Genomic DNA, 25,970 nt, shown 5'->3' on the forward strand with positions numbered 1-25,970 from the left:
ATCTCGACGTACGAAGGAATCTCGATGACCAACACATTCACACCCGGCGCGCGACGGGCTCGCACGCTGTCACTCGTGGCCCTCGCCACGGTCGGGCTCGTCGCACTGGGCGGCTGTGGCTCCGATGGCGACGCGGCCACGGATCAGCAGGGGCAGGGGCAGGGGTACGGCCAGGGTCAGCGGCAGGGCCAGGGGATGGGCGGCGGCATGCCGGGGGCCTCCGGCGAGATCGCCGCGATCGACGGCAGCACGCTGCAGGTCCAGAGCAGCGACGCCCAGACCGCTGTCACCTACACCGACGAGACCACGATCAGCCAGCAGATCAGCGCCGCGCTGGCCGACGTCACGGTCGGCAGCTGCGTGATGGTCACGACTGCCGACGGCTCCGAGTCGAGCGAGACCGCCATGACCGCGGGCACCGTCCGGATCACCGAGAAGACCGACGGGTCCTGCGCAGGCGGCTTCGGAGGCGGTCAGCGGCCTGAGGGGATGCCCAGCGATATGCCCACCGATCTGCCCAGCGACATGCCTGAGGGGATGCCGTCGGGCGGTCCCGGAGGCATGGGCGGTGACATGGGCGGTGGCATGGGCGCCTCGGGTGAGGTGACCGCGGTCAGCGACTCGGGCTTCACCGTGGCGGCGACCTCGCGCGACTCCGAGGAGACGACCTCGCTGAGCGTGACGGTCGGGTCCGAGACCACCTACACGACCACCGGGACGGCGACGAAGAGCGCTCTCGTGGTGGGCACCTGCGTCACCGCCACCGGCGAGACCGACGACACCGGGGCGGTCACCGCCGAGCGGATCTCGGTCTCCGACCCCGTCGACGGCGAGTGCGCCACCGGCATCAGAGGCCGCGGCGGGATGCCGGGCGGCTTGCCGGGCCAGGACGGAGCGTCCTCGTGAGGCGCGTCTCCCGCACCTGGGTCAAGGCGGCCTCCGGTGCCGCGGCGCTGATCGTGGTCGCGGGCGGTGGCTACACGGCGTACGCAGCGACCGCTTCGTCCTCGGCCGGCTACCGCGCCGCCGCGGTCACCACCGGCGATGTGGAGCAGACCCTCTCGCTGACCGGCACCGTCGCGCCCAACGGTCGCGCCGACCTCGCCTTCGCCACTGACGGGACCGTGGAGACCGTCGTCACCGAGGGCGACACCGTGAGGAAGGGCCAGGTGGTGGCCCGGTTGGACCGTACGTCACTGAAGAAGTCGCTCACCTCCGCCAAGGCCACGCTGGCCGCGGCCCGGGCGCAGCTGGAGAGCGACAAGGAGGCTCAGGTCTCCGGTGTCACCTCGTCGGAGAGCTCGGCGTCCTCCTCCGGGGCCACCGCCTCGCCGAGCTCGGTGACCGGCTCCTCGGGTGGGACCGTCGCCGCGCTCTGGACCGGGGCGACGTCGGCCGTGCGTAGCTCCTCTACCGCCGAGCTCGTCGCCAAGGTCAAGGAGCTGCAGGACGCGGTCGTCTCGGCCCAGAAGGCGCTCGACACGGCCGACACCCGGCTCGGCACCGCGCAGACGGACCTCGCCTCGGCCCAGGAGAAGCTGGCCGCGCTGGTCGCCTCCGGCGGCACCCTCGACGAGGGCGGAGAGCTCGCTGCCGCGCTGAAGGCGGCGCAGGAGTCCTGTGCCGACGACACCTCCACCTCCTGCCAGGAGGACCTGGAGAACGCGCTCGGTGCCCAAGGCTCGGCCGGCGGGACCGTCTCCGAGGTCGTCGGGCTGCTCGGCTCGGCCCAGTCGTCCCTCAGCGACGCCAAGGGGGCGGTGAAGTCCGCGAAGGCCGACCTGGTGGACTACAGCGCGCAGCTCGACGAGACCCTCGCGGCCGCTGGTTCGTCCAGCGGTCAGAACCCGGACCAGTCCGGCGGCCAGCCCCAGCAGGGGGCCGAGCAGCCCTCCGGCGGTGCGGGTGGCGCCAGCGGGGAGCCCGGTGCCGGAGGCGAGTCCGGTGAGATGCCCAGCACCGGTGGCTCCCAGGGTGAGCAGAGCGGCCGGGAGAGCGAGAGCGGGTCGAACGCCTCCGGCGCAGGTGGGAGCGTGACCGCCGCGACCCTGGCCAAGGACCAGGCCGAGATCGACCAGGCGAAGGCCGAGGTGGCCGAGGCCAAGACCGCGCTCGCGGGCGCGGTGCTGAAGGCGCCGGCCACGGGCACGGTCGCCTCCGTCGCGGTGCAGGAGGGAGACAGCGCCTCGGCCGGCACCGAGGCGGTGACCCTCATCGCCGAGGGCCTGACCAGCGTCGAGCTGGACGTCAGCGCTACCCAGGTCGAGCAGCTCGAGACCGGCCAGGTCGCCGAGGTCACCCCGGCCGGCGGCGAGAAGGCGCTGCCGGGCAAGGTCACCCTGGTCGGCCAGGTGCCCGACACATCCTCGGGGAGCAGCACGTTCCCGGTGACGGTCACCCTCGACGAGACGGGCCTCGACCTCCTCGCCGGCAACATGGCCACGGTCGAGGTCGTGGTCGGCGCCGCGGAGGATGTCGTGACCGTCCCGGCCTCGGCCCTCTCCAACGGCTCGGTGCTGGTCGTCGACGGCGACACGACCCAGCGCCAGCAGGTCACCACCGGCCTCCTCGGCTCCACCCGGATCGAGGTCACCGACGGCCTCGAGGAGGGTCAGCAGGTCGTCCTGGCGGACCTCTCCCAGGACCTGCCCAGCGGTGACACCTCCGAGCAGCAGGGTTTCGGGCGTACGGGCAGCGGTGTCGTCCAGATGCCCGGTGGCGGGCCCGTCGGACAGCCGCCGGGCGGTGGTCAGCGATGACATCGACACGCCACAGCGACCTCACAGGCACCACACAGCAAACAGCCGCATGATGGGGTCATGACTGCTGGAGGAAAGGACCTGACCCGCGCCGACGGCTCGCCCCTGCGGGTGCTGGTCGTGGACGACGAGGTGAACATCGCCGAGCTGATCGCGATGGCGCTGCGGTTCGAGGGCTGGGAGATCACCATGGCCCACTCCGGCACCAAGGCCGTGGCCGCCGCGAAGGAGACCGCTCCCGACGCGATCGTGCTCGACTGGATGCTGCCCGACTTCGACGGGCTCGAGGTCCTGCGCCGGGTGCGGTCGACCAACCCGGCCGTACCCGTCCTCTTCCTCACCGCCAAGGACGCGGTCGAGGACCGGGTCGCCGGGCTCACCGCGGGCGGTGACGACTACGTGATCAAGCCGTTCTCGCTCGAGGAGCTCGTCGCCCGGCTGCGTGGGCTGATGCGGCGGGCCGGCGCGACCAGGGTTGAGGAGCACTCGGTGATCCGCGTCGGCGACCTGACGATGGACGAGGACTCCCGCGAGGTGCACCGTGACGGGGAGGAGATCACGCTCACCGCCACCGAGTTCGAGCTGCTCCGTTTCCTGATGCGCAACCCCCGCCGGGTGCTGTCCAAGGCCCAGATCCTCGACCGGGTCTGGTCCTACGACTTCGGCGGCCAGGCCAACGTCGTCGAGCTCTACATCTCCTACCTGCGCAAGAAGATCGACGCCGGCCGCGAGCCGATGATCCACACCATGCGCGGTGCCGGCTACGTGCTGAAGGCCGCTGAGTGAGCCTCCGGCTGAAGCGGCTGGTCGCGCCGCTGAGCTCGCGCCTGGTCATCACCGCGGTCTCCCTGGTGCTGGTCGTCTCGCTCCTGATCGCCACCTTCGCCACGATCGCGCTGCGCGAGACGTTGATGGACCGCCTTGACCGGGACGTCAAGGAGATGGCGGGGTCGGTGAACCGCCCGAGGCCGGCGGGCATGATCAATGTTCCGCCGGGTGCGATCCGAGCGCTCATCCCAGCCTCCTCTGCCGCGGACAGCCAGGTCGGTGGTTTCGACCCGGACGCGGACGACGAGCTGTCCGACGCAGACCTGGAGGTTCTCGAGGATGTACGTGTCGACGCCCGCCTACACGATGTCGAGCTGGATCAAGGCAGCTTCCGCGTGATCGCCCAGTCCGGATTCCTCGACACCGGCGAGCAGGCGGTACAGGTCGTCGGGATGTCGACCGACGAGGTCGACAACACGATCGAGAGCCTGATCTTCTGGGAGGCCCTGCTGACCCTGCTGGGCGTCCTGGCCGCTGCGGGCGTCGGCTATGTCGTCGTCCGCCGCCAGCTCAGCCCCCTGCGCGAGGTCGCCGCGACTGCCCACACCGTCGCCGCGCTGCCGCTCTCCTCCGGCGAGGTCTCGGTGACCGAGCGGGTGCCCGAGCGGCTCACCGACGAGGACACCGAGGTCGGCCAGGTGGGCGCCGCGCTCAACTCGCTGCTCGACCACGTCGAGACCTCCCTGGCCGAACGTCACCGCAGCGAGCAGCAGGTACGCCAGTTCGTCGCCGATGCCTCCCACGAGCTGCGCACCCCGCTGACCACCATCCGCGGCTACACCGAGCTGGCCCAGCAGCGGCCCGAAGCGGTCCCGACGGCCCTCGGCAAGGTCGAGGAGGAGTCGCTGCGGATGACCGCGCTGGTCGAGGACCTGCTCCTGCTCGCCCGCCTCGACCAGGGCCGCCCGCTCGCCCGCGACTCGGTCGACCTGACCCGGCTGCTCCTGGAGGCCGTCGACGACGCCCGCGTCGTCGCCCCTTCGCACACCTGGCGGCTCGAGCTACCGGCCGACGCCGACTCAGATGACGCCGAGGTGATCGTCACCGGCGACGCCCAGCGCCTCCACCAGGTGATCAGCAACCTGCTCACCAACGAGCGCCGGCACACGCCCGCCGGCACCACGGTCACGGTCCGCGTACGTCCTGACGGCTTCGACGTCCACGACGACGGCCCCGGCTTTCCGCCGGCCCTGGTCCCGCACGCCTTCGAGCGCTTCACCCGCGCCGACGAGGCCCGTCAGCGCGACGGCGGTGCCGGCCTCGGGCTCGCCCTCGTCCACGCCATCGTCACCTCCCACGGCGGCACCGTGACCCTCGCCAGCGCCCCGGGCGACACCACGATCGCCGTACGTCTCCCGCGCTCGCCGCAGGGTTGAGGTGGGGTTTTCCCTACCCGGTTCGGCTCCTTGAGCCCATCGTGGGTGAGCGGCGGGTTCCTTAGCGTCGAAGGGTGACATCAGCCACCCGAAACCGCAGGAGCCACCCATGACCACACCCGCCCTCGAGGTCACCGGCCTCACCAGGACCTACGGCACCGGCGCGGCCGCCGTGACCGCGCTCAACGGACTCGACCTGGCCTGCGCGCCGGGCACGTTCACCGCCGTGATGGGGCCCTCCGGCTCCGGCAAGTCCACCTTCCTGACCTGCGCCGGAGCGCTGGAGCAGCCGACGGGCGGCCGGGTCGTCATCGCCGGCCAGGACGTCACCGAGCTGACCGAGGCACGCCGGACCAGGCTGCGCCGCGAGCGGATCGGCTTCGTCTTCCAGGGCTTCCACCTGCTGCCCTACCTGACCGCCGAGCAGAACGTCGCGCTGCCGCTGCGGCTGGCCGGGGGCCGGATCGACGCGGCTGCCCGCCGCCGGATCCGCGAGCTGCTCGACCGCGTCGGCCTGGGCGATCGCATCGGCCACCTGCCGGCACAGCTCTCCGGCGGCCAGCAGCAGCGGGTCGCGATCGCCCGGGCGCTGGTGACCGGTCCCGACATCGTCCTCGCCGATGAGCCCACCGGAGCCCTCGACTCCCACACGGCGGCCTCGGTGCTGGCCCTGCTCCGGAGCCTCGTGCGCGAGCTGGGTGCGACCGTCGTGATGGTGACCCACGACCCCGTCGCCGCTGCCTACGCGGACAGCGTGGTCTTCCTCGTCGACGGCCGTGCCGTGGGGCAGATGGACAACCCCGCCGCCGAGGCCGTCGCCGGCCAGATGGCACATCTCGACGAGCTCACCGCCCGGGCCGAGCGGGAGATGGTGTGATGTTGACCCTGGCACTGCGCTCGCTGCGCCACCGCGCCACCGCCATGACCGCGACCTTCGTCGCGATCCTGCTGGGCACAGCGGTGATGGGTTCGTTCACGCCGTTCATCCAGGTCGCGCTCGAGCCCGGCACGCCGAGCGCCGAGCGGGAGACCTTGCTCATCCTCGGGGGAGTGGTCGGAGCCTGGGGCACCGTCATCGCGCTCTTCTCGATCGTCTCCACCGTCGGGATCACCGTCCGGCAGCGTGAGGCCGAGATCGGCCTGCTGCGCACCGTCGGCGCCGAGCCCCGTCAGGTACGCGCCCTGGTGCGGGCGGAGACGCTCGTGGTCGCGCTCGCCGCCACCGTCCTCGGCGCCGTGGTGGCGAGCCTGACCAGCCGAGCGCTCCTCGATCTGCTGCAGTCCGGTGGCGTCGTGAGCGAGCAGGTCGCCCACTCGGGCGGCTGGGTCGCGCTCGCCGCGACCGTCGTCCTGCTCCTGCTCGTCTCCCTGGCTGCTGCCGGCATGGCTGGGTCACGCGCCTCCCGGGGACCGGCGACGGTCGCCCTCTCCGAAGCCAGGACAGGCACCGGTCGGATCGCCTGGTGGCGCTGGGTGGTGGCCGTGGTCGCTGTCGGCCTCGCCACGACCATGGTCGTGATGACCATGGCAACGGGCAAGGACGCCGCTGACCCGTCTGACGCGATGGCGATGACCGGCTCCCTCGGCCTTGTGGTCGCGGTGGGTCTCGCCGCGCTGGCACCGCTGCTGCTGCGGGCCGGCAGCTGGGTGCTGCGGCCGCTGCTGAGCGGCACGAGCGGTCACCTGGCGGCGTACAACACCTCGCGCAGGTCCCACCTGCTTGCAGGGGTTCTCGCTCCGGTGATGGTGCTCTCCGCGGCCGCGGTCAGCATCCTGATGCTGGTCGGGATCGACGAGCGAACGCTGCCCACCGGTCTGCCCCCGGAGGTCGCCGAGGGCTTCGAGACGGCAAACCTGCTCAACAACGTGGTCACCGCGATGATCTGCGCGTTCGCCGCGATCATGGTCGTCAACGCCTTCGCCGCCCTCCTCGCCGACCGCCGCCTGGAGCTGCACAGGCTGCGGCTGCTCGGCGCCACTCCAGGTCAGGTGCGCGGCTCCATCCTCGCCGAGGCCGGTGTGGTCGCCGCGGTCGGCACCGTCGTCGGGCTGCTCGCCGCCCAGGCGACGATCGTCCCGTTCGCCTACGTCCGGGGTGAGGGCCTGGTCCCCGACGCACAGCTCTGGCTGCCGCCCCTGCTGATCGCCGGTGCCGTGGCGCTCACGCTGGCCTCCGCGGCCGGCGCGACGAGCCGGGCATTACGCACGACGTCCGGCGCTCGCTGATGTCACACTCACTCCTGATGACCGACTGGGACGCACCGATCCGGACCGTGCGACCGGAGCCGTTCAGCGGGCAGGCGCTCGTCGAGCGGCTCCGGCTGACCGGACTGTCGCTGGGCTATGCCCTGATGATGGCCCCCGCCCTGGTGCTGGCGATCCTCACCGTGCTCTCGATCCCGCTCGGGCTGGTGTTCGGGGTCGGCATCGGGATCGCCCTGGGTGCGGTGCCGGCCACCCAGGCCGTCGCCGGAGTGCATCGCCGGGTGAGCGGGATGCTCCTCGGGGAGAGGATGCCGGAGACGTACGCGGACCTGAGTGCGCTGCCGGTCCTCGCCCGGCCGTTCCGGTGGCTTCGGGACAAGGCGCGCTGGCGCGACTTCGCCTTCTGCTGCTTCTCGGCGACCGGAGGCTTCGTGCTCTCCCTGCTGCCCGCGGCGTTCCTGACCGCGCCGCTGACCTGGCTGATCCTGGCGTTCGCCGGCATCACCTGGGTGGCCTGGCTGCTGCTCCTGCTCACTGGTCCGCTGCTGCTGGTGTGGTGGATGGCGACCCCGGGCCTGGTCCGGGCGCGGGCGCTGGCCGAGCGGGGCATCTTCGGCCAGGGGCAGGTCGCCACGCTGGCCGCCAGGGTGGAGAAGGTCGAGTCGACCCGTGCCGAGACGCTGGACCACTCGGCGGCCGAGCTGCGTCGCATCGAGCGGGACCTCCACGACGGTGCCCAGGCCAGGATCGCCGCCGTCGGGATGAGCGTCGGGCTGGCCGAGAAGCTGATGGCGACCGACCCCGACGCCGCCGCGGCGCTGCTGCGCGAGGCCCGCGAGACCACGGTGTCCGCGCTGGAGGACCTGCGTGGAGTCGTACGCGGCATCCTGCCGCCCGTGCTCGCCGACCGTGGCCTCGTGGGAGCCGTCCAGGCCCTCACCGCCGGACTGCCGCTGCCGGTCACCGTCGCCATCGAGCTGCCCGGGCGGCTGCCCGACCCGGTCGAGTCGGCGGCATACTTCGCGGTGGCCGAGTGCCTGGCCAACGCGGTCAAGCACTCCGGCGCCGACCGGGCGTTCGTACGCGGCAGCCACAACGGGCAGCGGCTGCGGATCGTGGTGGGCGACAACGGCCGCGGCGGTGCAGACGCGACCGGACACGGGCTCGCCGGCGTCGCGACCAGGCTGGCCGCCTTCGACGGCACCGTCGAGGTCGAGAGCCCCTCCGGCGGCCCGACCCTGATCACCCTGGAGGTGCCTTGCCGGATCTGAGGGTGGTCCTGGGCGAGGACCAGGCGCTGCTGCGCGTCGGCCTGACCCGGATCCTCGAAGCGGGCGGGATCGAGGTCGTCGAGGCCGTCGACAACGCGCCCGCCCTGGCTCGGGCCCTGGTCCGGCCGGACGTGGACGCGGCGGTGGTCGACGTACGTCTCCCTCCGTCCTTCACCACCGAGGGCATCACCGCGGCGATCGAGGCCCGGCAGGCGCGGTCAGGGTTTCCGGTGCTGGTGCTGAGCCAGTACGTCGAGCCGCTCTACGCGCGCGACCTGCTCGCCGGGGGCGAGGGCGCGGTCGGCTACCTGCTCAAGGACCGCGTCGCCGACGTCGACGCCTTCCTCGCGGCGGTGCGCCAGGTCGCCGGCGGCGGGACGGTCCTCGACCCGGAGGTCGTCGCCGCGCTCCTCACCCGCCGCGAACGCCCGCTCGACCGGCTCACCGAGCGGGAGCGCGAGGTGATGACGCTGATCGCCGAGGGCCGCTCCAACGCCGCCATCGCCGCCCGGCTCTTCGTCACCGAGAAGGCGGTCGGCAAGCACATCAGCTCGATCTTCACCAAGCTCGACCTGCCCCAGGCGAGCGACGACAACCGTCGCGTGCTCGCCGTCCTGGCCTGGCTCAACGACACCTGACCCGGCGCCATCTCGGCGCCGGGCGGACAGGGTCAGTCGTCCTGAGTCTTGCCGGGGAGGTCGAGCATGCGCTGCAGGGCGAGCTTGGCGTAGCGCTCGGTGTCGGGGTCGACCTCGATGCGGTTGACGACCTGGCCCTCGACGAGGGACTCGAGGGCCCAGACGAGGTGGGGGAGGTCGATGCGGTTCATCGTCGAGCAGTAGCAGACGGTGCGGTCGAGGAAGACGATCCGCTTGTCCGGGTGGGCGTTGGCGAGGCGCTTGACCAGGTTGAGCTCGGTGCCGATCGCCCAGGCCGACCCAGCAGGAGCGGCCTCGATGGTCGAGATGATGAACTCGGTCGAGCCGACCAGGTCGGCCTTGAGGACGACCTCGTGCTGGCACTCGGGGTGGACCAGGATCTGCACACCCGGGATCTCGGCACGCAGGTCGTCGATGGTGTCGGGGGAGAAGCGGCCGTGGACCGAGCAGTGGCCCTTCCACAGGATCACCTTCGCCGCCCGCAGCTCCTCGGCGCTGAGGCCGCCACCGGGCTTGAGCGGGTCCCAGACCACGCAGTCGCCCAGGGACATACCGAGCTTGAGCACGGCGGTGTTGCGGCCGAGGTGCTGGTCGGGGAAGAAGAGGACCTTGGCATCGTCCTTCTGGTCGAAGGCCCACTCCAGCACGGCCTGCGCGTTGGAGGAGGTGCACACGACGCCGTCGTGGCGCCCGCAGAACGCCTTGATGTCGGCGGAGGAGTTCATGTACGTCACCGGCACGACCTGCTCGGCCACGCCCGCCTCGGAGAGCGCCTCCCAGGCCTTCTCGACCTGGCCCAGGCGCGCCATGTCGGCCATCGAGCACCCGGCCGCGAGGTCGGGGAGGATGACCGCCTGCGACGGCGAGGTGAGGATGTCGGCCGACTCGGCCATGAAGTGCACGCCGCAGAAGACGATGTACTCGGCGTCCGGCCGGGCGGCGGCGTCGCGCGCGAGCTTGAAGGAGTCCCCGGTCACGTCAGCGAACTGGATGACCTCGTCGCGCTGGTAGTGGTGTCCGAGGACGAACACCTTCTCGCCCAGTTTCTCCTTGGCGGCGAGCGCGCGCTTGACCAGGTCGGGGTCGGAGGCGGCCGGCAGATCGCCGGGGCACTCGACGCCACGCTCGGAGTTCAGGTCGGTGCCACGCCCCAGGGGGAGCAGCGGGAGGTCGACAGTCGTCATGATGACGATAATACATGTCGAGGGCTCGGCGCCCTCGTGGCATGGGTCACATGGTGGTACGGATCAAGCCCGCAGGGGGCGTACGGCATCCCACGCCGGGTCGGTGTCGACCCGGGTGACGACGTCGCCGTGGACCCAGCCGTCGACCGTGTCCTCGAGCCGTTGCGGCGCCGAGGTGGTGGGGTCGACGTAGGCGTGGAGAAGGCGTACGCCGTTGGTGGTCTCGTGCGCCACGACGCGGCCGTCGGGGCCGAGGGTCGAGGCGAGCCGGTCCTCGAGCTGGCCGAGCTCGCGCAGGGCGTCGGCCGAGGGGAGACCCCGCTCGCCGAAGCCGACGTAGGGGACCATCACGCCGACGTGATGGGTCAGGTTGGGGGCGGTGACCGGGTGCAGGGGCACGACCGCGCTCGCGATCACCGGCCCCTGGGGGCTCTCCCCGTGGAGCAGCACCCAGGCCGGGTTGCCGTCGGGGTCGACGTACTCCTTGCGGAGGTTGCGTACGGCGACGCTCAGCCCGTCGAGGCCGAAGCCGTCGCGGGGTCGGGCGGTGGTGGTGTCGACCTCGCCGATCCACAGCTCTGTGCTGGACTCGCCCAGCGTGGTGTCGAGGGCGTGGAAGGCGACCTGGAGACGAGCGTCGTCGGCGAGGTCGGGGAAGGCCGGGTGGAAGAGGGTGAGGTCGAAGTGAGCGCCGTTCTGCCGGGCGGCGACCAGCATGTCGGCCAGCCGGATCGCGGCGCCGCCGGGGGTGGTGAGCACCGCCTCGACCGGATCGTCGACGGGCGGGCGCTGGTCGCTGAACTCCCAGGGCGAGACACCGTCGGGCTCGGGGGCGGCGAGCAGCCAGCGGCGTGCCAGCGCACGATGGTCGGGGTTGCCGCCGGCCGAGACGACCAGCAGCCGGCCGCCCAACGGCCCGGGGCCGACCTCCCAGCTCAGACCGGCCTCGATCGCGTCGATCCGCCTGGCCAGCAGCGCGACGAGAGCGTCCTGGTCGTCGGCGTCGAGCGCCGCGCCACAGGCCAGAGCGCCCTTCTGGGCCCACCAGGTCCAGAAGCCATTGATCCGCCTGGTCTCTGAGTCGCTGGCCCCGCGCCGCCCGAAGATCCGCACGAAACGACCTTAACGCGACGCATGCGGAATGGTTACGAGACTGAAAGCGTCAGGTGGAACACCTGGTGCTTCCGTGCACGGGTAGGTTTCGGCCATGCGAGTGCTGATCGCCCCCGACAAGTACGCAGGCACGCTCACCGCCGCCCAAGCGGCCGCCGCGATCGCGGAGGGCTGGCGGCGTACGGCGCCCCTCGACGAGCTCTCGCTCGCGCCGATGGCGGACGGCGGACCGGGATTCCTCGAGCTGCTGCACGAGGTACTCGGTGGCGACCTCCTGGAGGTCGAGGTCAGGGGTCCGCACGGAGAGCCGGTGACCGCTCAGGTGCTGGTCGACGGCGAGACCGCCTACGTCGAGTCGGCCCAGGCGGCCGGCCTGCACCTGACCGGCGGGAAGGGAGCCGAGCAGGCGAGCTCGTACGGAGTGGGCCAGCTGCTCCGCGCCGCCCGTGACGCCGGCGCGACCGCGGTCGTGGTCGGCCTCGGCGGCTCGGGCACCAGCGACGGGGGAGCGGGGCTGCTCGCCGCGCTCGGCGCCACCGCGGACCGGCCGCTCGATGCCGGGGTCGCCGGGCTCGAGGGCATCACCGAGGTCACGCTCCCCGAGCCGCTGGGCCTCGAGATCGTGATCGCCAGCGACGTGGACAACCCGCTCACCGGGCTCTTCGGCGCGATCAAGGTCTACGGCGAGCAGAAGGGGCTGGCCGAGGAGACCATGCCCCGCTGGGACGGTGTGCTCCAAGACCTGGCCGCCGCCACATCGCGTAAGACCGCGACCGAGAAGGGCGCGGGGGCGGCCGGCGGGATCGGGTTCGCGCTGCTGCTCCTCGGGGCCGCCCGACGGCCGGGGTTCGACGTCGTCGCCGATCTGCTGGGGCTGCCCGAGCTGGCCGCCCGGACCGACCTGGTGATCACCGGTGAGGGCTCCTTCGACCCGCAGAGCGCGGCCGGGAAGGTACCGGCCGGGGTCGCCAGGCTGGCCGAGCAGGCGCTGCGGCCCTGCATCGTGCTGGCGGGCAAGGTCAGCATGAGCGGGCGGGAGATGCGTACGCTCGGCATCGACGCCGCCTACTCGCTCGTCGACAGCGTCGGCGAGGAGCAGGCGCTCGGCCAGGCGTACGACTCCCTGGTCCAGGTCGCCGCCAGGGTGGCCCGGACGTGGTCCGCCGACCAGCGGGAATAACCGATGATGTGCGACGATTGAGCCTTAAGACACACCCGCACCCACGCACAGGGAGCCCAGCTACATGACCGAGCAGACGACCGAACGCCGCGAAGACTCCATCAACGTGAGCGACGTTGCCGCTTCGAAGGTGAAGAGCCTCCTGGAGCAGGAAGGCCGAGACGACCTCAGCCTGCGCATCTCGGTGCAGCCCGGTGGCTGCTCCGGCCTGCGCTACCAGCTCTTCTTCGACGAGCGCACCCTCGACGGTGACGTCGTCACCGACTTCGACGGTGTCTCCGTCGTCGTCGACCGGATGAGCGTTCCCTACCTCAACGGCGCCATGATCGACTTCGTGGACAGCATCGAGAAGCAGGGGTTCACCATCGACAACCCCAACGCCACCGGCTCATGCGCCTGTGGAGACTCCTTCCACTGAGTCCCAGAACGTCAGCAGCCCCTGCCGCGTAGGCAGGGGCTGCTGGTATTTGGTGGCCTCCACATTCCGGGAGGCCGAAAACCATCAGGTCAGGGCGAGGTCGTTGGCGACATGGCCGCAGGCCTCGAGCATGGCGGTGTCGCCCGGCTCGCGGGCCTGCATCCGCATGGCGGGCGCGGGGCGGGCCGTTTCGCGTACCCGTGGCGCGGGCAGGCGCAGCGCGCTGTCGGCGGCGGCGCAGTCGGCGCAGAGCTGCGCGGGGCTGTCGAGGTCGTCGTACGGAACGCGCATGTCTGTCATGCAAACGACGGTAAGCACTACCAACGGGTAGCAGAAGGCGGACTCAGCGGTAATATTTCATCTCCTGTCTACGGTCGAGCCTTAACGTCGCCCGAGGTCCCGCCGGTAGGGTTCCGCGCATGTCCGGTTCACTCCTGATCGCAGGCTCCATCGCCACCGACCACCTGATGAGCTTCGGTGGAAAGTTCGCCGATTCGCTGGTCGCCGACCAGCTCGACAAGCTCTCGGTGAGCTTCCTGGTCAACGACCTCGAGATCCGCCGCGGCGGCGTCGGCGCCAACATCTCCTTCGGCCTGGCCAACCTCGGCCTGGCGCCGGTGCTCGTGGGCGCGGTCGGCGAGGACTTCGCCGACTACCGCTCCTGGCTCGAGCGCCACGGCGTCAACTGCGACCACCTGCACGTCTCCGAGACGCTGCACACCGCGCGGTTCGTGTGCACCACCGACACCGCGATGGCGCAGTTCGCCAGCTTCTACCCGGGCGCGATGGCCGAGGCCCGCGAGATCGAGCTCGGCCCGATCGCCGACAAGGTCGGCGAGCCGTCGTTCGTGCTGATTGCGCCCGACGACCCCGACGCGATGAAGCGCCACACCCAGGAGGCTCGCCAGCGCGGCTACACCTTCATCTCCGACCCGAGCCAGCAGCTCGCCTTCGGCGACGGTGAGCTCATCCGCGAGCTGGTCGACGGCGCCGCCTACCTGTTCACCAACGAGTACGAGTCGCACGTGCTCCAGCAGAAGACCGGCTGGTCCGCCGACGAGGTCCTCGCCCGCGTCGGCACCCAGGTCACCACGCTCGGCAAGGACGGCGTACGCATCCAGCGCAAGGGCGAGGACGCGATCGAGCTGCCCGCCGCGAAGAACGTCAACGCCGTCGAGCCCACCGGAGTCGGCGACGCCTTCCGGGCCGGCTTCCTGGCCGCGCTGGCCTGGGACTGCGAGCTCGAGCAGGCCGCCGAGGTCGGCTGCGTCCTGGCCGCCTACTGCGTCGAGACCGTCGGCCCGCAGGAGTACTCCTTCACCGCCGAGGAGTTCGTCGCCCGGGTCCGTGAGTCCTACGGCGACACCGCCGCGGACCAGATCGCCCCGCACATCAAGAGCTGAACTTCTCTGGCAATTCCTGCACTTCTCTGGCAATGCAACGCCAGAGAAGTGCAGGAATACCCGGTTAACCGGGTATTCCGTCCGCTCAGCTCAGACGGCGTATCCGATAGACGGGTACGCCGTCTTCGGCTTCCGCCTCACCGACGAACTCCTGGCCGCGCATGCGGGCCCAGGCGGGTACGTCGTGGTGGGCGGCCACGTCGTCGGCGGCGACGGCGATGACCTCGCCGACCTCGACGTCGCCGAGGTGGCGGCCGAGCTCGATGATCGGTCGCGGGCAGGCCTGGCCGCGGCAGTCGAGGGTGATGTTGGGCGCGCTCACAGGCCGGCCTCGGCGCGTAGGTCCTTGACGATCCCGGGCAGTGCGTCGAGCACGCGCTCCACATCCTCTCGCGTCGTGTCGCGGGTCAGCGATAGCCGAACGTTACCGTGTGTCAGCGCTCCCATGGCAGCAAGCACGCGAGAGGGTTCGCGGGTGTCGGAGGTGCAGGCCGAGCCGCTGGCGACACCGGCACCGATTCGGTCCAGCGCAGTCACCAGCGCCTCGCCGTCGACGTACAGCGCCGAGAAGGTCACCAGGTGGGGGAGCCGGTCCTCGGCGGGCCCGGCGACGTCCACGTCGGGGATCTCCGTCCGGACGCGTTCCCTGACCAGCGCGACCAGCTCGTGCTGGCGAGTGTTGACCTCCTCGCGCTCGGCGACGACCGCCTGGAGCGCCGCTGCGGCCGCCAGGGCCCCGGGGATGTTCGTGAACCCCTGATCCGTACGCGACCACTCATCACCCGGGAACGGCCAGCGCCACCGGGCGGACCGGCGTACGACCAGCACTCCCACACCGCCGGGGCCACCCCACTTGCGGGCGGAGCCGGCGATGGCGTCTCCGACCGACGGCAGCGGCAGTCGGCCCATGGCGGCGCCGGCGTCGACGCAGAGGGACGCCGGGCCGGCGGCGGAGGCGACCTCGTCGAGGGGCTGGAGCGTGCCGACCTCGTGGTTGGCCTGCTGGACGGCGATCACGTCGACGTCTCCGGTCTGCACCGCGTCCCGGACGGCGGCGACCTCGACCCGGGCCGCGCCGTCGACGGTCAGCTCGGTGACGGGGGAGCGCTGCGACCATCGGGCGGCGTCGATGACGGCCTGGTGCTCGACGGCGCTGTGACCTATGCCACGTGACCCGAGCCCCAGCAGGCCCGCGTGCACGGCGGCGGTCCCCGAGGATGTGAAAAGCACCTCATCTCGACGCACCCCGAGCGCCTCGGCGACGACCTCGCGGGCGTTCGCGAGCAGCAGCCCGGCGTTCCGGGCCGGCCGGTGGAGGCGGCGGGGGTCTGCGTACCCCTGATCCGCCGCGGCGAGCAGCACTTCCCGCGCGGCGGGATGGAGCGGTTCGGCCGAGGCGGCGTCGAGGTAGGTGAAGCGGTCGGTCACAGAACCCAACGGTAGCCATACGCGACATGAGGAACCCCTGAAGATGAATCCGGAGGCGCTCGCGGTAGTCTGCCGACATCTGAGTGTTCGCATGAGAGAGAGGCTCGTAGTGGGTCTGCACTTGCCAGGGGCCGGAACGACTCCGTCCCACGCCCGCGCCCGACGTGGTGCGCTGGTGGCGACGCTGACGGCCGGCGCCCTCCTGCTGAGTGGCTGTTCGGACGAGGCGGCGCGCTTCGGCTTCCCCGAGCCACGTTCTGAGCAGGGGGATCACAACCTCGCCCTGTGGCAGGGCGCATGGATCGCCGCGTTGATCACTGGTGTCCTGACCTGGGGGCTCATCTTCTGGGCGATCTGGCGCTACCGGCGCCGCAGCGACGCCGACGTCCCGGTCCAGACGCGTTACAACCTGCCGTTGGAGATCTTCTACACGATCGCCCCGGTCCTGATGGTGATCGTGTTCTTCGACCACACCGTCAAGGTCCAGAACGAGATGCTGGACGACGGCAACCCGACCAACGTGATCGAGGTGACCGGCCAGCAGTGGCAGTGGACCTTCAACCACGGCATCGGTGAGCCCGACGTGAGCGCGGACGAGAACCTCGTCGACGACGAGTTCGCCTACGACAGCTACGGCTACGTCGTGGGCACCGGCTCGCACATCCCGACGCTGGTCCTCCCGGAGAAGACCACCACGCGGTTCAACCTGCGCTCGGCCGACGTCATCCACAACTTCGGCGTCCCGGACTTCGGCATGAAGATGGACGTCATCCCGGGTCGGGTGAACCACTACTCGATCACCACGAAGGAGGCCACGGCCACCTTCGACCCGAGCGCGGAGGACCTCATCGAGGGCACCACGTTCCGCGGGGCCTGCTACGAGCTCTGCGGCGTCTACCACGCCCGGATGATCTTCAAGGTCGCGATCGTCTCCGAGAGCGACTACAAGTCCTACGTCGACACGCTGGCGCAGAACGGCTTCGAGGCCGAGCGCCCGCTGCTCGGTGGTGGCAAGTCCACCCGCCCCGCCGACGACATCCCCACTGACGAGGAGGAGGGCGAGTGACCGCCACCGCTGCGCGCCCGGTCACCGAGGGCCGCAAGCCGCTCGGAACGCAGATCTACCAGCTGCTGACCACCACCGATCACAAGCTGATCGGCAAGATGTACCTGGTCACGTCGTTCGTCTGGTTCCTGATCGGCGGCCTGATGGCGCTGCTGATGCGCTCGGAGCTGGCCTTCCCGGGACAGCAGGTCGTCAACGACGAGCTGTTCAACCAGCTGTTCACGATGCACGGCACGATCATGCTGCTGCTCTTCGCGACGCCGCTGTTCTTCGGCTTCTCCAACGTCATCATGCCGCTGCAGATCGGCGCTCCCGACGTCGCCTTCCCGCGGCTCAACATGTTCAGCTACTGGCTCTACCTCTTCGGCAGCCTGATCGCGGCCAGCGGCTTCCTCACCCCGACCGGCGCGGCCGACTTCGGCTGGTTCGCCTACACGCCGCTGTCCAGCGCGCAGTACTCGCCGGGTGTCGGTGGCGACCTGTGGATCATGGGTCTCTACATGGCCGGTCTGGGCACCATCCTCGGCTCGGTCAACTTCATCACCACGATCATCTGCATGCGGGCGCCGGGCATGACCATGTTCCGGATGCCGATCTTCACCTGGAACACCCTGGTCACCGCGCTCCTCGCGCTGATCGCGTTCCCGATCCTCGCGGCCGCGCTGCTGATGCTCGAGTCCGACCGCCAGTTCGGCTCCCACGTCTTCGACGCCGCCCATGGTGGCCCGATCCTGTGGCAGCACCTGTTCTGGTTCTTCGGTCACCCCGAGGTCTACATCATCGCGCTGCCGTTCTTCGGCATCATCTCCGAGATCCTCCCGGTCTTCAGCCGCAAGCCGATCTTCGGCTACGTCGGTCTGGTCGCCGCGACCCTCGGCATCGCGATCCTCTCGGTGGCCGTGTGGGCGCACCACATGTTCGTCACCGGCGCGGTCAACCTGCCGTTCTTCTCCGGCATGACCTTCCTGATCGCGGTGCCCACAGGGGTGAAGTTCTTCAACTGGATCGGCACGATGTGGGGCGGATCGGTCAGCTTCGACACCCCGATGCTGTGGTCGATCGGCTTCTTGACGACCTTCCTCTTCGGTGGTCTGACCGGGATCATCCTGGCGAGCCCGCCGCTCGACTTCCAGGTCTCCGACTCCTACTTCGTGGTCGCGCACTTCCACTACGTGGTCTTCGGAACCGTCGTGTTCGCGATGTTCGCCGGCTTCTACTTCTGGTGGCCGAAGATGACCGGCCGGATGCTCGACGAGCGCCTCGGCAAGGTCCACTTCTGGCTGCTGTTCGTCGGCTTCCACGCGACCTTCCTGGTCCAGCACTGGCTCGGTGTCGAGGGCATGCAGCGACGCATCGCCGACTACCTGCCCAGCGACGGGTTCACCTTCCTGAACCAGTTCTCGACGGTGGGCGCGTTCCTGCTGAGCCTGTCGATGCTGCCCTTCTTCTACAACCTCTACATCTCCCGCAACGCGCCCAAGGTCGAGGTCGATGACCCCTGGGGTTGGGGTCGCTCGCTGGAGTGGGCCACCGCCTGCCCGGCGCCGCGCCACAACTTCGTCTCCATCCCGAAGATCCGCTCGGAGTCCCCGGCCTTCGACCTCCACCACCCGGAGATCGCCGCGCTGGAGCACGATGAGGACGATCTCGCCTCCACCAGCTCCAACAAGGAAGGCTGACCCCGATGAAGTCTGAAGCCTGGATCTTCGTGGTCTGCACCGCCTTCATGGTGCTGGTCACGCCGGCCTACTGGCTCGTCACCGCGGCCTCCGAGGAGGGCGGCGACTGGACCGGCACCTCGGCGCTGGTGATGTGCACGCTGCTGTTCGCGATGATCACCGTCTACCTCGGCTTCCACGCCATCAAGATGGACCCGCGTCCCGAGGACCGTGAGGACGGGGAGATCGCCGAGGGCGCCGGGGAGTACGGCTTCTTCCCGCCGTTCTCCTGGTGGCCGCTGTGGGCCGGCCTCACCTTCGGTCTGGTGGTCCTCGCCGTGGCGATGGCCGCCTGGTGGCTCCTCATCATCGCCGCCGTGCTCGGCCTGCTGGCCCTCGCCGGCTGGAACTTCGAGTACTACCGAGGCGAGTTCAAGCACTGAGCAGATGAAACGTACGCGGGGCCCGATCCGAGATGGATCGGGCCCCGCTTACCTTCTTGGGAAGCTCTTGGTGATGCCCGGTAGGGTTATCGCGCCCACGTCCCGGTTCAGGGCGTCGGGGTAAATGAATCAGGTCTGGAGCAGTCTCACCGTGTCAACGCAGTCACCGTTTCGCCGCCCGTCCGTTCTTGCCCGCCGCCGGGTGCTGTTGACCACGGCAGCGGCGGCCATCGCGCCGGTGCTTGCCGCGTGCGGGGCGGACCCGGCCTCGAAGGAGCCCAAGAAGCCCGCCGAGCCGACGGTGCAGATCACGCCCAACATCGAGAACAACGCCACCGGCGTCGCGGTCGACAAGGTCGTCAAGGTCGATGTGGCCAAGGGGCGTCTCGACGAGGTCATGCTGACCGGCGCCAAGGGCACCAAGGTGCGGGGCACGATCACCGAGGACGGGCTCAGCTGGAGCGCGGGTGAGGTGCTCGAGCCGACCGCCTCCTACACCCTCGCGGTCACCGCCACCGGCGACGACGGTCTGGAGCAGACGAGCGAGGTCAAGTTCTCCACCGAGGATCTCGGCCTGGACCGCCAGACCTACCCATCGATCGCGCCGCTCGACGGCGAGACGGTCGGCGTCGGGATGCCGATCATCGTGACGTACGACCTGCCGGTGAAGAACAAGGCCGCCTTCGAGAAGAAGATGATCGTCGAGTCAACCCCGAAGCAGGAGGGGTCGTGGTACTGGGTGAGCGACAAGGAAGTGCACTACCGCCCGCGCACCTACTGGCAGGCCAACTCCACGATCAACGTGAAGCTCAACATCAACTCGGTCCCCGCCGGTGGCGGCATCTTCGGCCAGAAGGACCGCGAGATCACGTTCAAGACCGGTGACGCCCACATCTACCGCGCCAACGCGCAGACCCACCAGATGGAAGTCTTCAAGAACGGGCAGAAGATCAGGACCATCCCGATCACGACCGGTAAGGAAGGGTTCATCACCCGCAGCGGCGTGAAGGTGATCATCGAGAAGTTCAAGCGCAAGACCATGAACTCCGAGACCATCGGGATCAACCAGGGCGACCGGGAGTACTACAACATGGAGGGCGTGAAGTGGGCCATGCGGCTGACGTTCTCCGGTGAGTTCATCCACGGCGCGCCGTGGTCGGTCGCGCAGCAGGGCAATGCCAACGTCTCCCACGGCTGCACCGGGATGAGCGACGAGAACGCCAAGTTCCTCTACGACATGACCCGCCGCGGTGATGTCGTCGAGACCGTCGGCACCAACCGCCAGATGACCTTCAGCAACGGCTGGGGCGACTGGAACACCTCCTACGGCGAATACCAGGCGGGGTCTGCACTCGCCTGAGTCGATATTGTGCATTGCAGCAATTAGCGTGCGACATCATGCGGTTGATGCTTGCGTCCGTCAGCGCCTTTACTTACTTTCCACCTAACACGTAATCGCGTTGCGCAGGGCTGACCCCGACGGCCCGCGCCGCCTTGGAAGGTGGACTCGTTGCCTCGGCCTGTGCTGGTGCTCGACCTGGACGGCACGGTGTGTCTCGGAGACACACCGGCACTTCTCTACGCCACCCGGGTGGCGGACCTCACCGACGCCCCTGAGGCGCTTCTGGAGACCGCAGCGGCCTTCCTCGGGCAGAGACTGCCGGAGACCGCCCCGAAGACGCTGACAGGCGCTCAGGACGGCTATGAGGCGGTCAAGATCCTGGGCCTGGCGGCCGGGGTCTCCGAGGAGCAGCTCAGCGCTGCGTACGTCTCGAGCCGGGCGGCGATCAGCGAGCACCCGGGTGACATCCGCACGCCCGAGGGGCTCGTCGACCTGCTCGACGGGATCGACGCGCATCGGGTGATCCTGACCAACTCGCCCGGTGGCAGCGGGCTGGACGCGATCCTGGAGCACCTCGGCGTACGCGACGTGGTCGACGAGGTGTGCACCGACGCGCTCAAGCCGACCCGGATGAAGGGGCACCTGGACGCCTTCCTCGACCACGTCGGCGCCGCCGACACGCCGGAGTGGTTGATGTCGGTCGGCGACATCTGGCGCAATGATCTTGCTCCCGCCGTCGAGCGTGGTTGTGTTGCTGCATACGTTGACGCCTTCGACCGCCGGCAGGGACCGGCCCATGTTCGTGCAGGATCGTTCGTGGAGCTGTACCCCGCAGTCTCGGACTGGTCGAATGACCCGTCATCCTTCATAGCAGCTCACCCCCTCAAGGAGTCTGTCCAATGTTGAGAACCCCCAGGAACCGGTTGCTGGTGGTCGGTGCCGCCGCATCGCTCGCCCTCTCGCTCGCCGCCTGCGGTGGGGAGGAGAGCACCGCGCCCGCGGAGGACCCCGAGGAGATCGTGCTGTCGCTGGTGCCCTCCGGCGACGTCGACTCGATCACCCAGAGCGCGAAGGGCCTGGAGTCGTTCCTCGGCGACAAGATCGGGATCCCCGTACGCGCCGAGGTGACCGAGAGCTATGCCGCCGCGATCGTGGCGATGAAGGCCGACCAGGCGCAGGTCGCGATGCTGGGTCCGATCGGCATGGTCCAGGCCGAGGACCAGGCCGGTGCGGTGCCGGTCCTGCAGTCGGTGCGCTTCGGCTCGGGGACCTACCACACCCAGTGGTTCACCAACGACCCCGAGACCTACTGCGCCGACGAGGTCAAGGTGGTCGAGGGCTTCAAGTACTGCAACGGCACCGACGCCGCCAAGACCGGTCCCGCCGGTGAGGAGGCGCTCGCCAAGATCAAGCCCGGGACCTCGATCGCGTTCGTCGACCAGGGCTCCGCCTCGGGCTACTACTACCCGGCCACCCAGTGGGGTCAGGTCACCGGTGGCGACGCCCTGGTCGACCTCGACGCGCAGTTCGCCGGCGACCACGACGCCGCGGTCCTGGCCGTCGCGCGCGGTGACTACCCGATCGGGGTGAGCTTCGACGACGCCCGCGAGGAGGTCGCGGCCGACGAGCCGAAGGTCGCCTCCGAGGTCGTGGTCTTCGCCTACTCCACCGAGATCCCCAACGACGGCATCGTCGTCGCCGCCGGCCTCTCCAAGGAGCTGCGTACGAAGGTGACCAACGCGTTCACCGCGATGGCGAAGGACCCCAAGGGCCTCAAGACGCTGAAGGCGGTCTACGAGATCGAGGGGCTGGAGAAGGTCGACACGGCCGCGCTGAAGAAGGCGAAGTCCGTGGAGGAGAACTTCGGCGAATGAGCGGCTCGGATCCCGGGGGTGCGACCGGTGGTGGGCACAGCATCGTCTTCGACGACGTCTCCGTGGTCTACCCGAACGGCACCCGCGGCCTGGACAAGGTCTCTTTGACCATCCCGGCGGGGGAGTTCGTCGTGGTCGTCGGGCTCTCCGGTGCCGGCAAGTCGACGCTCGTCCGCACGATCAACGGCCTGGTGCCGGTCACCTCGGGATCGCTGTCGGTCGGCGGGACCGAGGTGGCCACGGCGCGCGGGCGTCGGTTGCGCCGGCTGCGTGCCGAGATCGGGATGATCTTCCAGGGGTTCAACCTGGTGACCCGCCGCTCGGTGATGGGCAACGTGCTCACCGGGCGGCTGCACGCCCAGTCGTGGTTGCGGTCGGCCTTCGGGCTGCACACCAAGGCCGACAAGGAGATCGCCTTCGAGGCGCTGGAGCGAGTCGGGATCGTCGAGAAGGCGTGGGTACGCGCCTCCCAGCTCTCCGGCGGGCAGCAGCAGCGGGTCGCGATCGCCCGCGCGCTGACGCAGCAGCCGTCGGTGGTGCTCGCCGACGAGCCGGTCGCCTCCCTGGACCCGCCGACGGCCAACCTGGTGATGCGTGACCTGCAACGGATCAACCGCGATCTCGGTATCACCACTGTGGTCAACCTGCACTTCCTCGATCTCGCCCGGCGCTACGCCGACCGGATCATCGGCATGCGCGCGGGTGAGGTGGTCTTCGACGGTCCTGCGGCCGACGCCGACGACGCCGTTTTCGAGAGGATCTACGGGCGCTCGCTGACCGCCGAGGACGTCCTGGCATGAGTCAGGTGACCCTCGACCGCCCGGACCGCCCGCCGAACCCGGTGCGTCCGGCGCAGCCGCCCCCGAGCCCGCTGCTCATCGGGGGCATTCTCGGCGCTGTCGCCGTCACCGTGGTGGCGGGTTGGGCGATCGACTTCTCGCTCGCGCCGGTCATCGAGCAGTGGCCGATGCTGACGAGGATTCTCGAGGAGGTCGTGCACCCCGAGTGGGCGGAGATCACCGACCCGTCCTCGCGGCTGTGGACCGCGCTGAAGGAGACTGCGGCCGTCGCGATCATCGCGACCTTCGTGGGCTCGCTGATCGCCCTCGGCGTCGCTCTGCTGGGCTCCAAGGTGAGCGCGCCTCCCGCGGTCTACCGGGTCACCAAGCCGGTGATGTCGGTGATCCGGTCGCTTCCGGACATGGCCTACGCGCTGGTCTTCGTCGCCGTCGTCACCGGCCCGCTTCCGGGGATCCTGGCGCTGACCATCTTCAACATCGGCATCGTCGCCAAGCTGACCGCGGAGAGCATCGACGCCGTCGATCCCGGCCCCCTGGAGGCGCTCGACGCCGCCGGGGCCACCCGCTGGCAGCGGGCCCGGGTCGCGATCGTGCCTGCCGTGCTGCCCAACTACGCCTCGTACGTCCTCTATGTCTTCGAGCTCAACATCCGCGCCTCCGTGGTGCTGGGGGCGGTCGGGGCCGGCGGGATCGGGCAGCTGATCATGCTCTACTTCAACCGGGCCGACTATGCCCGGCTGGCGGCAGTCGTGATCGTCATCTTCGTGGTGGTCATCGCGATCGACCTGCTCTCCCAGTTCCTGCGCCGGAGGCTGGTATGACCTCGGCGACAGCGACGACGCGGCCGAAGCCGCCGCCGAAGTGGCCCTACACCGCGGTCGGTCTCGCGCTGATCGGCATCGTGCTGGTGGCCGGATGGTCGCTGGACGACGCCAAGTGGGAGCGGCTGCCGCAGTTCCCCGGAGAGATCCTGCAGTACGCCGGCCAGATGCTCGACGGCGTGCTCACCTGGCCGGGAGCGCATCCCGAGGGCCAGGCCGACCCGGAGCTCACCTACGGGGACTGGTGGCTGCAGGCGCTGAAGCTGATGGGGGAGTCGGTGGCGCTCGCCTGGATCGGCACCTGCGTGGGAGCGCTGTTCTCGTTCCCGCTGGCGTTCCTGGCCGCCTCCACCACCGCGCCGCTGGTCGTACGCATGCCGGTGCGGCTCTTCTTCAACGCCATCCGCGCTGTCCCGGAGATCCTGCTGGCGGTGATCGTGATGCTGCCGCTGTTCGGGCTCAATCCGATGGCCGGAGCAATGGCGATCGGCATCCACTCGATCGGCTCGCTCGGCAAGCTGACGCTGGAGAACATCGAGTCGGTCGACCCACGTCCCGTCGAAGCCGTCACGGCGGCCGGTGCGACATGGTGGCAGCGGATCCGCACGGCGGTGATCCCGCAGATGATGCCGGAGACCGTGGCGTTCTGGCTCTACCGCTTCGAGGTGAACATCAGGGCAAGCGCGATCCTCGGCGTCGTGAGCGCTGGTGGAATTGGTGCGTTATTAAACCGTGTCCTTCGGGGCCGTGAGTGGGAGTGGGGTGGAATCATGCTAGCTGTGATCATCATCGTGACGATCCTGGTCGACCAGCTGTCAGCAGCGCTGCGTCACCGGATCCTGCACGGCGCCGAAGCCACTGTGGTGGCGGCATGACAAGTGCGCCGGTCCTTCCCGCCATCCGGGCCGCAATGCCGCGGCTCAACCCTTCCGAGCGCGCGGTCGCCGAGGTCGTGCTGACCCGTTCGGAGTGGGCCATCGAGGCGACCACCGCCGAGATCGCCGCCGAGGCCTCCGTCTCGACCGCGACCGTGGTCAGAGCCGCGCAGAGACTCGGGTTCCGCGGCTTCCCGCACCTCAAGGTGCTGCTGGCGCGTGACCTGGGCACGGCCAAGACCGAGACGACCGAGGGAGGCAGCCCGCTGACGGTGGTGCGCTCCTTCTTCGCCGACATCGCCGACTCCGCCTCCGACATGGTCGGGCTCCTCTCCGAGGAGCAGGTCACCCGGGCCGTGGAGCTCCTCGCCGAGGCGCGCTCGATCCTGGTCGCCGGGACGGGCGTCTCCTCGCCGGTCGCCCAGGACATCGCGATGAGACTGGGCTCCCAGGGGCTGAGCACCGTCGCGCCCAGCGACCACCTCGACCAGCTCATCCGCGCCCGTCTGCTCCAGCCGGGTGACGTCTGCGTCGTCGTCAGCGGCACCGGCGCCACCGCGCCCACCATCCAGGTCGCCCAGGCGGCCGTCGCCGGGGGAGCGGCCGTCATCGCGCTGACCTCCTTCACCGGCACCCAGCTGACCAAGCTCGCCGAGGTCGAGCTGGTCACCCCGCAGGGCGGTCGCGCCGGGTTCCGCCAGGAGCTCGACTCGATCATCCGGATCCCGCAGCTCATCCTCGGCAACGCACTCGTCGCCGCTGTGGCAGCCCGCGACCCCGAGGCCGCGGCCAACGTACGCGCCCGGGTGCTCGAGGTCGTCGGCGGCGAGCTCGACCCGCAGGGCTAGAGATACTTCGCGAGCAGCTCCGCCTCAGCGCGGAGCTGCTCCGCCTTCTCGCCCGCGCCGTGGGACTCCAGGTCCGTCGCTGCGGCGAGCCGCTCGCTCTGCTCGCCGGAGATGATCTCGCGGACGTCGTCGTTGGTGAGCTCGCGTCGGGCAGCCTCGGTCGCGCCGACACCGATGGCGGCACCCGCGATCGGGCCATCTGCTGCCAGCGAGGCCTCCGCCACCGGCTGCGCCTCGGCATTCGAGACCGCCGCCAGGGTCGAGCGCAACACGGCTGTCGCTGCAGTGTCACGAGCCTTGCGGGCGGTGAGGAGGTCGGCTCGGAGGCGGGCCTGGAGGTCGGTCATGTGCTGGACCTTAGACGCCAACGTGGCGATTGGTAAAAGGGGTTTCCAGCCCACCCGAGCAAAACGCACGTG

The 25,970-nt window shown here is 69.9% G+C and carries 27 protein-coding genes; 21 read left to right on the forward strand and 6 right to left on the reverse strand.

Annotated features, from left to right (window positions below):
- The first annotated feature begins 24 nt into the window (after nt 1-24).
- The 8 genes from OG801_RS24400 (at nt 25) to OG801_RS24435 (ending at nt 9,077) form a co-directional block, all read left to right on the forward strand.
- Nucleotides 25-906, forward strand: coding sequence for a DUF5666 domain-containing protein (locus OG801_RS24400; RefSeq protein WP_406031725.1), 882 nt, complete (start codon nt 25-27; stop codon nt 904-906).
- Nucleotides 903-2,759 carry an efflux RND transporter periplasmic adaptor subunit gene (locus OG801_RS24405; protein ID WP_406031726.1) on the forward strand — a complete coding sequence of 619 codons (1,857 nt, stop codon included), beginning with the start codon at nt 903-905 and terminating at the stop codon, nt 2,757-2,759. Before OG801_RS24400 ends, OG801_RS24405 begins: the two co-directional genes overlap by 4 nt.
- Nucleotides 2,760-2,819: 60 nt before the next feature.
- Entirely contained in the window at nt 2,820-3,545 is a 726-nt protein-coding gene (locus OG801_RS24410) for a response regulator transcription factor (protein ID WP_406031727.1), read from the forward strand.
- Complete coding sequence (locus tag OG801_RS24415; protein ID WP_406031728.1) at nt 3,542-4,963, forward strand: sensor histidine kinase; 1,422 nt, start codon at nt 3,542-3,544, stop codon at nt 4,961-4,963. The genes OG801_RS24410 and OG801_RS24415 overlap by 4 nt, the downstream gene beginning before the upstream one ends.
- 109 nt (nt 4,964-5,072) lie before the next feature.
- Nucleotides 5,073-5,840, forward strand: coding sequence for an ABC transporter ATP-binding protein (locus OG801_RS24420; RefSeq protein ID WP_406031729.1), 768 nt, complete (start codon nt 5,073-5,075; stop codon nt 5,838-5,840).
- Complete coding sequence (locus tag OG801_RS24425; protein ID WP_406031730.1) at nt 5,840-7,189, forward strand: FtsX-like permease family protein; 1,350 nt, start codon at nt 5,840-5,842, stop codon at nt 7,187-7,189. Before OG801_RS24420 ends, OG801_RS24425 begins: the two co-directional genes overlap by 1 nt.
- 17 nt (nt 7,190-7,206) lie before the next feature.
- The gene (locus tag OG801_RS24430) at nt 7,207-8,439 is read left to right on the forward strand and encodes a histidine kinase (protein ID WP_355017979.1); all 1,233 of its coding nucleotides are present in this window, start codon (nt 7,207-7,209) and stop codon (nt 8,437-8,439) included.
- Complete coding sequence (locus OG801_RS24435; RefSeq protein ID WP_350718968.1) at nt 8,436-9,077, forward strand: response regulator transcription factor; 642 nt, start codon at nt 8,436-8,438, stop codon at nt 9,075-9,077. Before OG801_RS24430 ends, OG801_RS24435 begins: the two co-directional genes overlap by 4 nt.
- Before the next feature lie 32 nt (nt 9,078-9,109).
- Here OG801_RS24435 and nadA read toward each other — a convergent pair whose 3' ends face one another.
- Both nadA and OG801_RS24445 read right to left on the reverse strand, forming a co-directional pair.
- The gene (nadA, locus tag OG801_RS24440; protein ID WP_355017978.1) at nt 9,110-10,282 is read right to left on the reverse strand and encodes a quinolinate synthase NadA; all 1,173 of its coding nucleotides are present in this window, start codon (nt 10,280-10,282) and stop codon (nt 9,110-9,112) included.
- Between the two features lie 63 nt (nt 10,283-10,345).
- Nucleotides 10,346-11,395: a DUF695 domain-containing protein gene (locus OG801_RS24445; protein ID WP_406031731.1), complete on the reverse strand. Its 1,050-nt coding sequence runs from the start codon at nt 11,393-11,395 to the stop codon at nt 10,346-10,348.
- A gap of 94 nt (nt 11,396-11,489) precedes the next feature.
- Here OG801_RS24445 and OG801_RS24450 point away from each other — a divergent pair, with 94 nt between their 5' ends.
- Together OG801_RS24450 and erpA are read left to right on the forward strand one after the other, a co-directional pair.
- Complete coding sequence (locus OG801_RS24450) at nt 11,490-12,575, forward strand: glycerate kinase (protein ID WP_406031732.1); 1,086 nt, start codon at nt 11,490-11,492, stop codon at nt 12,573-12,575.
- 64 nt (nt 12,576-12,639) lie between these two features.
- The gene (erpA, locus tag OG801_RS24455) at nt 12,640-12,993 is read left to right on the forward strand and encodes an iron-sulfur cluster insertion protein ErpA (protein WP_350661565.1); all 354 of its coding nucleotides are present in this window, start codon (nt 12,640-12,642) and stop codon (nt 12,991-12,993) included.
- Nucleotides 12,994-13,077: 84 nt separating this feature from the next.
- On the opposite strand, the gene OG801_RS24460 is transcribed toward erpA, so the two are convergent.
- Nucleotides 13,078-13,293, reverse strand: a complete 216-nt coding sequence (locus OG801_RS24460) for a hypothetical protein (RefSeq protein WP_355017975.1) — start codon at nt 13,291-13,293, stop codon at nt 13,078-13,080.
- Nucleotides 13,294-13,412: 119 nt separating this feature from the next.
- Here OG801_RS24460 and OG801_RS24465 point away from each other — a divergent pair, with 119 nt between their 5' ends.
- A complete protein-coding gene (locus OG801_RS24465) occupies nt 13,413-14,396 on the forward strand; it encodes a carbohydrate kinase family protein (RefSeq protein ID WP_406031733.1) in 984 nt (327 codons plus the stop codon).
- Between the two features lie 85 nt (nt 14,397-14,481).
- Here OG801_RS24465 and OG801_RS24470 read toward each other — a convergent pair whose 3' ends face one another.
- Together OG801_RS24470 and OG801_RS24475 are read right to left on the reverse strand one after the other, a co-directional pair.
- A complete protein-coding gene (locus OG801_RS24470; RefSeq protein WP_355017974.1) occupies nt 14,482-14,718 on the reverse strand; it encodes a sulfurtransferase TusA family protein in 237 nt (78 codons plus the stop codon).
- On the reverse strand, nt 14,715-15,824 hold the full coding sequence (locus tag OG801_RS24475) for a cysteine desulfurase family protein (RefSeq protein WP_406031734.1): 1,110 nt from the start codon (nt 15,822-15,824) through the stop codon (nt 14,715-14,717). The genes OG801_RS24470 and OG801_RS24475 overlap by 4 nt, the downstream gene beginning before the upstream one ends.
- A gap of 175 nt (nt 15,825-15,999) precedes the next feature.
- On the opposite strand from OG801_RS24475, the gene OG801_RS24480 reads away from it, so the two are divergent.
- The 10 genes from OG801_RS24480 to OG801_RS24525 all read left to right on the forward strand — a co-directional run bounded on the left by OG801_RS24480 (nt 16,000) and on the right by OG801_RS24525 (nt 25,551).
- Entirely contained in the window at nt 16,000-16,890 is an 891-nt protein-coding gene (locus tag OG801_RS24480; protein ID WP_355017972.1) for a cytochrome c oxidase subunit II, read from the forward strand.
- Nucleotides 16,887-18,569 carry a cytochrome c oxidase subunit I gene (ctaD, locus tag OG801_RS24485; RefSeq protein ID WP_350661549.1) on the forward strand — a complete coding sequence of 561 codons (1,683 nt, stop codon included), beginning with the start codon at nt 16,887-16,889 and terminating at the stop codon, nt 18,567-18,569. Before OG801_RS24480 ends, ctaD begins: the two co-directional genes overlap by 4 nt.
- Before the next feature lie 5 nt (nt 18,570-18,574).
- Nucleotides 18,575-18,991, forward strand: a complete 417-nt coding sequence (locus OG801_RS24490; protein WP_355017971.1) for a cytochrome c oxidase subunit 4 — start codon at nt 18,575-18,577, stop codon at nt 18,989-18,991.
- Between the two features lie 151 nt (nt 18,992-19,142).
- Entirely contained in the window at nt 19,143-20,351 is a 1,209-nt protein-coding gene (locus OG801_RS24495; RefSeq protein ID WP_406031735.1) for an Ig-like domain-containing protein, read from the forward strand.
- 150 nt (nt 20,352-20,501) lie between these two features.
- A complete protein-coding gene (locus tag OG801_RS24500; RefSeq protein ID WP_355017969.1) occupies nt 20,502-21,239 on the forward strand; it encodes a hypothetical protein in 738 nt (245 codons plus the stop codon).
- Nucleotides 21,233-22,207 (forward strand): phosphate/phosphite/phosphonate ABC transporter substrate-binding protein, encoded by a 975-nt coding sequence (gene phnD, locus OG801_RS24505; protein WP_406031736.1) that lies wholly within the window; start codon nt 21,233-21,235, stop codon nt 22,205-22,207. The genes OG801_RS24500 and phnD overlap by 7 nt, the downstream gene beginning before the upstream one ends.
- On the forward strand, nt 22,204-23,007 hold the full coding sequence (gene phnC, locus OG801_RS24510; protein ID WP_406031737.1) for a phosphonate ABC transporter ATP-binding protein: 804 nt from the start codon (nt 22,204-22,206) through the stop codon (nt 23,005-23,007). The genes phnD and phnC overlap by 4 nt, the downstream gene beginning before the upstream one ends.
- Nucleotides 23,004-23,828 carry a phosphonate ABC transporter, permease protein PhnE gene (phnE, locus tag OG801_RS24515; protein WP_406031738.1) on the forward strand — a complete coding sequence of 275 codons (825 nt, stop codon included), beginning with the start codon at nt 23,004-23,006 and terminating at the stop codon, nt 23,826-23,828. The genes phnC and phnE (OG801_RS24515) overlap by 4 nt, the downstream gene beginning before the upstream one ends.
- Nucleotides 23,825-24,703 (forward strand): phosphonate ABC transporter, permease protein PhnE, encoded by an 879-nt coding sequence (gene phnE / locus OG801_RS24520; RefSeq protein WP_406031739.1) that lies wholly within the window; start codon nt 23,825-23,827, stop codon nt 24,701-24,703. Before phnE (OG801_RS24515) ends, phnE (OG801_RS24520) begins: the two co-directional genes overlap by 4 nt.
- Complete coding sequence (locus tag OG801_RS24525; RefSeq protein ID WP_091049949.1) at nt 24,700-25,551, forward strand: MurR/RpiR family transcriptional regulator; 852 nt, start codon at nt 24,700-24,702, stop codon at nt 25,549-25,551. The genes phnE (OG801_RS24520) and OG801_RS24525 overlap by 4 nt, the downstream gene beginning before the upstream one ends.
- Here the strand turns inward: OG801_RS24525 and OG801_RS24530 are convergent.
- Nucleotides 25,548-25,898, reverse strand: coding sequence for a hypothetical protein (locus OG801_RS24530; RefSeq protein ID WP_406031740.1), 351 nt, complete (start codon nt 25,896-25,898; stop codon nt 25,548-25,550). The genes OG801_RS24525 and OG801_RS24530 overlap by 4 nt on opposite strands.
- Nucleotides 25,899-25,970 lie beyond the last annotated feature (72 nt).

The sequence above is a fragment of the Nocardioides sp. NBC_00163 genome, from assembly GCF_045206295.1.
GTDB lineage: Bacteria > Actinomycetota > Actinomycetes > Propionibacteriales > Nocardioidaceae > Nocardioides.

Excerpts from the sequence above, each read along its gene's own strand:
- OG801_RS24400 (WP_406031725.1), top strand. The coding sequence starts at position 25 with ATGACCAACACATTCACACCCGGCGCGCGACGGGCTCGCACGCTGTCA.
- OG801_RS24410 (WP_406031727.1), top strand. The coding sequence starts at position 2,820 with ATGACTGCTGGAGGAAAGGACCTGACCCGCGCCGACGGCTCGCCCCTG.
- OG801_RS24420 (WP_406031729.1), top strand. The coding sequence starts at position 5,073 with ATGACCACACCCGCCCTCGAGGTCACCGGCCTCACCAGGACCTACGGC.
- OG801_RS24425 (WP_406031730.1), top strand. The coding sequence starts at position 5,840 with ATGTTGACCCTGGCACTGCGCTCGCTGCGCCACCGCGCCACCGCCATG.
- OG801_RS24430 (WP_355017979.1), top strand. The coding sequence starts at position 7,207 with ATGACCGACTGGGACGCACCGATCCGGACCGTGCGACCGGAGCCGTTC.
- nadA (WP_355017978.1), bottom strand. The coding sequence starts at position 10,282 with ATGACGACTGTCGACCTCCCGCTGCTCCCCCTGGGGCGTGGCACCGAC.
- OG801_RS24450 (WP_406031732.1), top strand. The coding sequence starts at position 11,490 with ATGCGAGTGCTGATCGCCCCCGACAAGTACGCAGGCACGCTCACCGCC.
- erpA (WP_350661565.1), top strand. The coding sequence starts at position 12,640 with ATGACCGAGCAGACGACCGAACGCCGCGAAGACTCCATCAACGTGAGC.
- OG801_RS24460 (WP_355017975.1), bottom strand. The coding sequence starts at position 13,293 with ATGACAGACATGCGCGTTCCGTACGACGACCTCGACAGCCCCGCGCAG.
- OG801_RS24465 (WP_406031733.1), top strand. The coding sequence starts at position 13,413 with ATGTCCGGTTCACTCCTGATCGCAGGCTCCATCGCCACCGACCACCTG.
- OG801_RS24490 (WP_355017971.1), top strand. The coding sequence starts at position 18,575 with ATGAAGTCTGAAGCCTGGATCTTCGTGGTCTGCACCGCCTTCATGGTG.
- phnD (WP_406031736.1), top strand. The coding sequence starts at position 21,233 with ATGTTGAGAACCCCCAGGAACCGGTTGCTGGTGGTCGGTGCCGCCGCA.
- phnC (WP_406031737.1), top strand. The coding sequence starts at position 22,204 with ATGAGCGGCTCGGATCCCGGGGGTGCGACCGGTGGTGGGCACAGCATC.
- phnE (WP_406031738.1), top strand. The coding sequence starts at position 23,004 with ATGAGTCAGGTGACCCTCGACCGCCCGGACCGCCCGCCGAACCCGGTG.
- phnE (WP_406031739.1), top strand. The coding sequence starts at position 23,825 with ATGACCTCGGCGACAGCGACGACGCGGCCGAAGCCGCCGCCGAAGTGG.
- OG801_RS24525 (WP_091049949.1), top strand. The coding sequence starts at position 24,700 with ATGACAAGTGCGCCGGTCCTTCCCGCCATCCGGGCCGCAATGCCGCGG.
- OG801_RS24530 (WP_406031740.1), bottom strand. The coding sequence starts at position 25,898 with ATGACCGACCTCCAGGCCCGCCTCCGAGCCGACCTCCTCACCGCCCGC.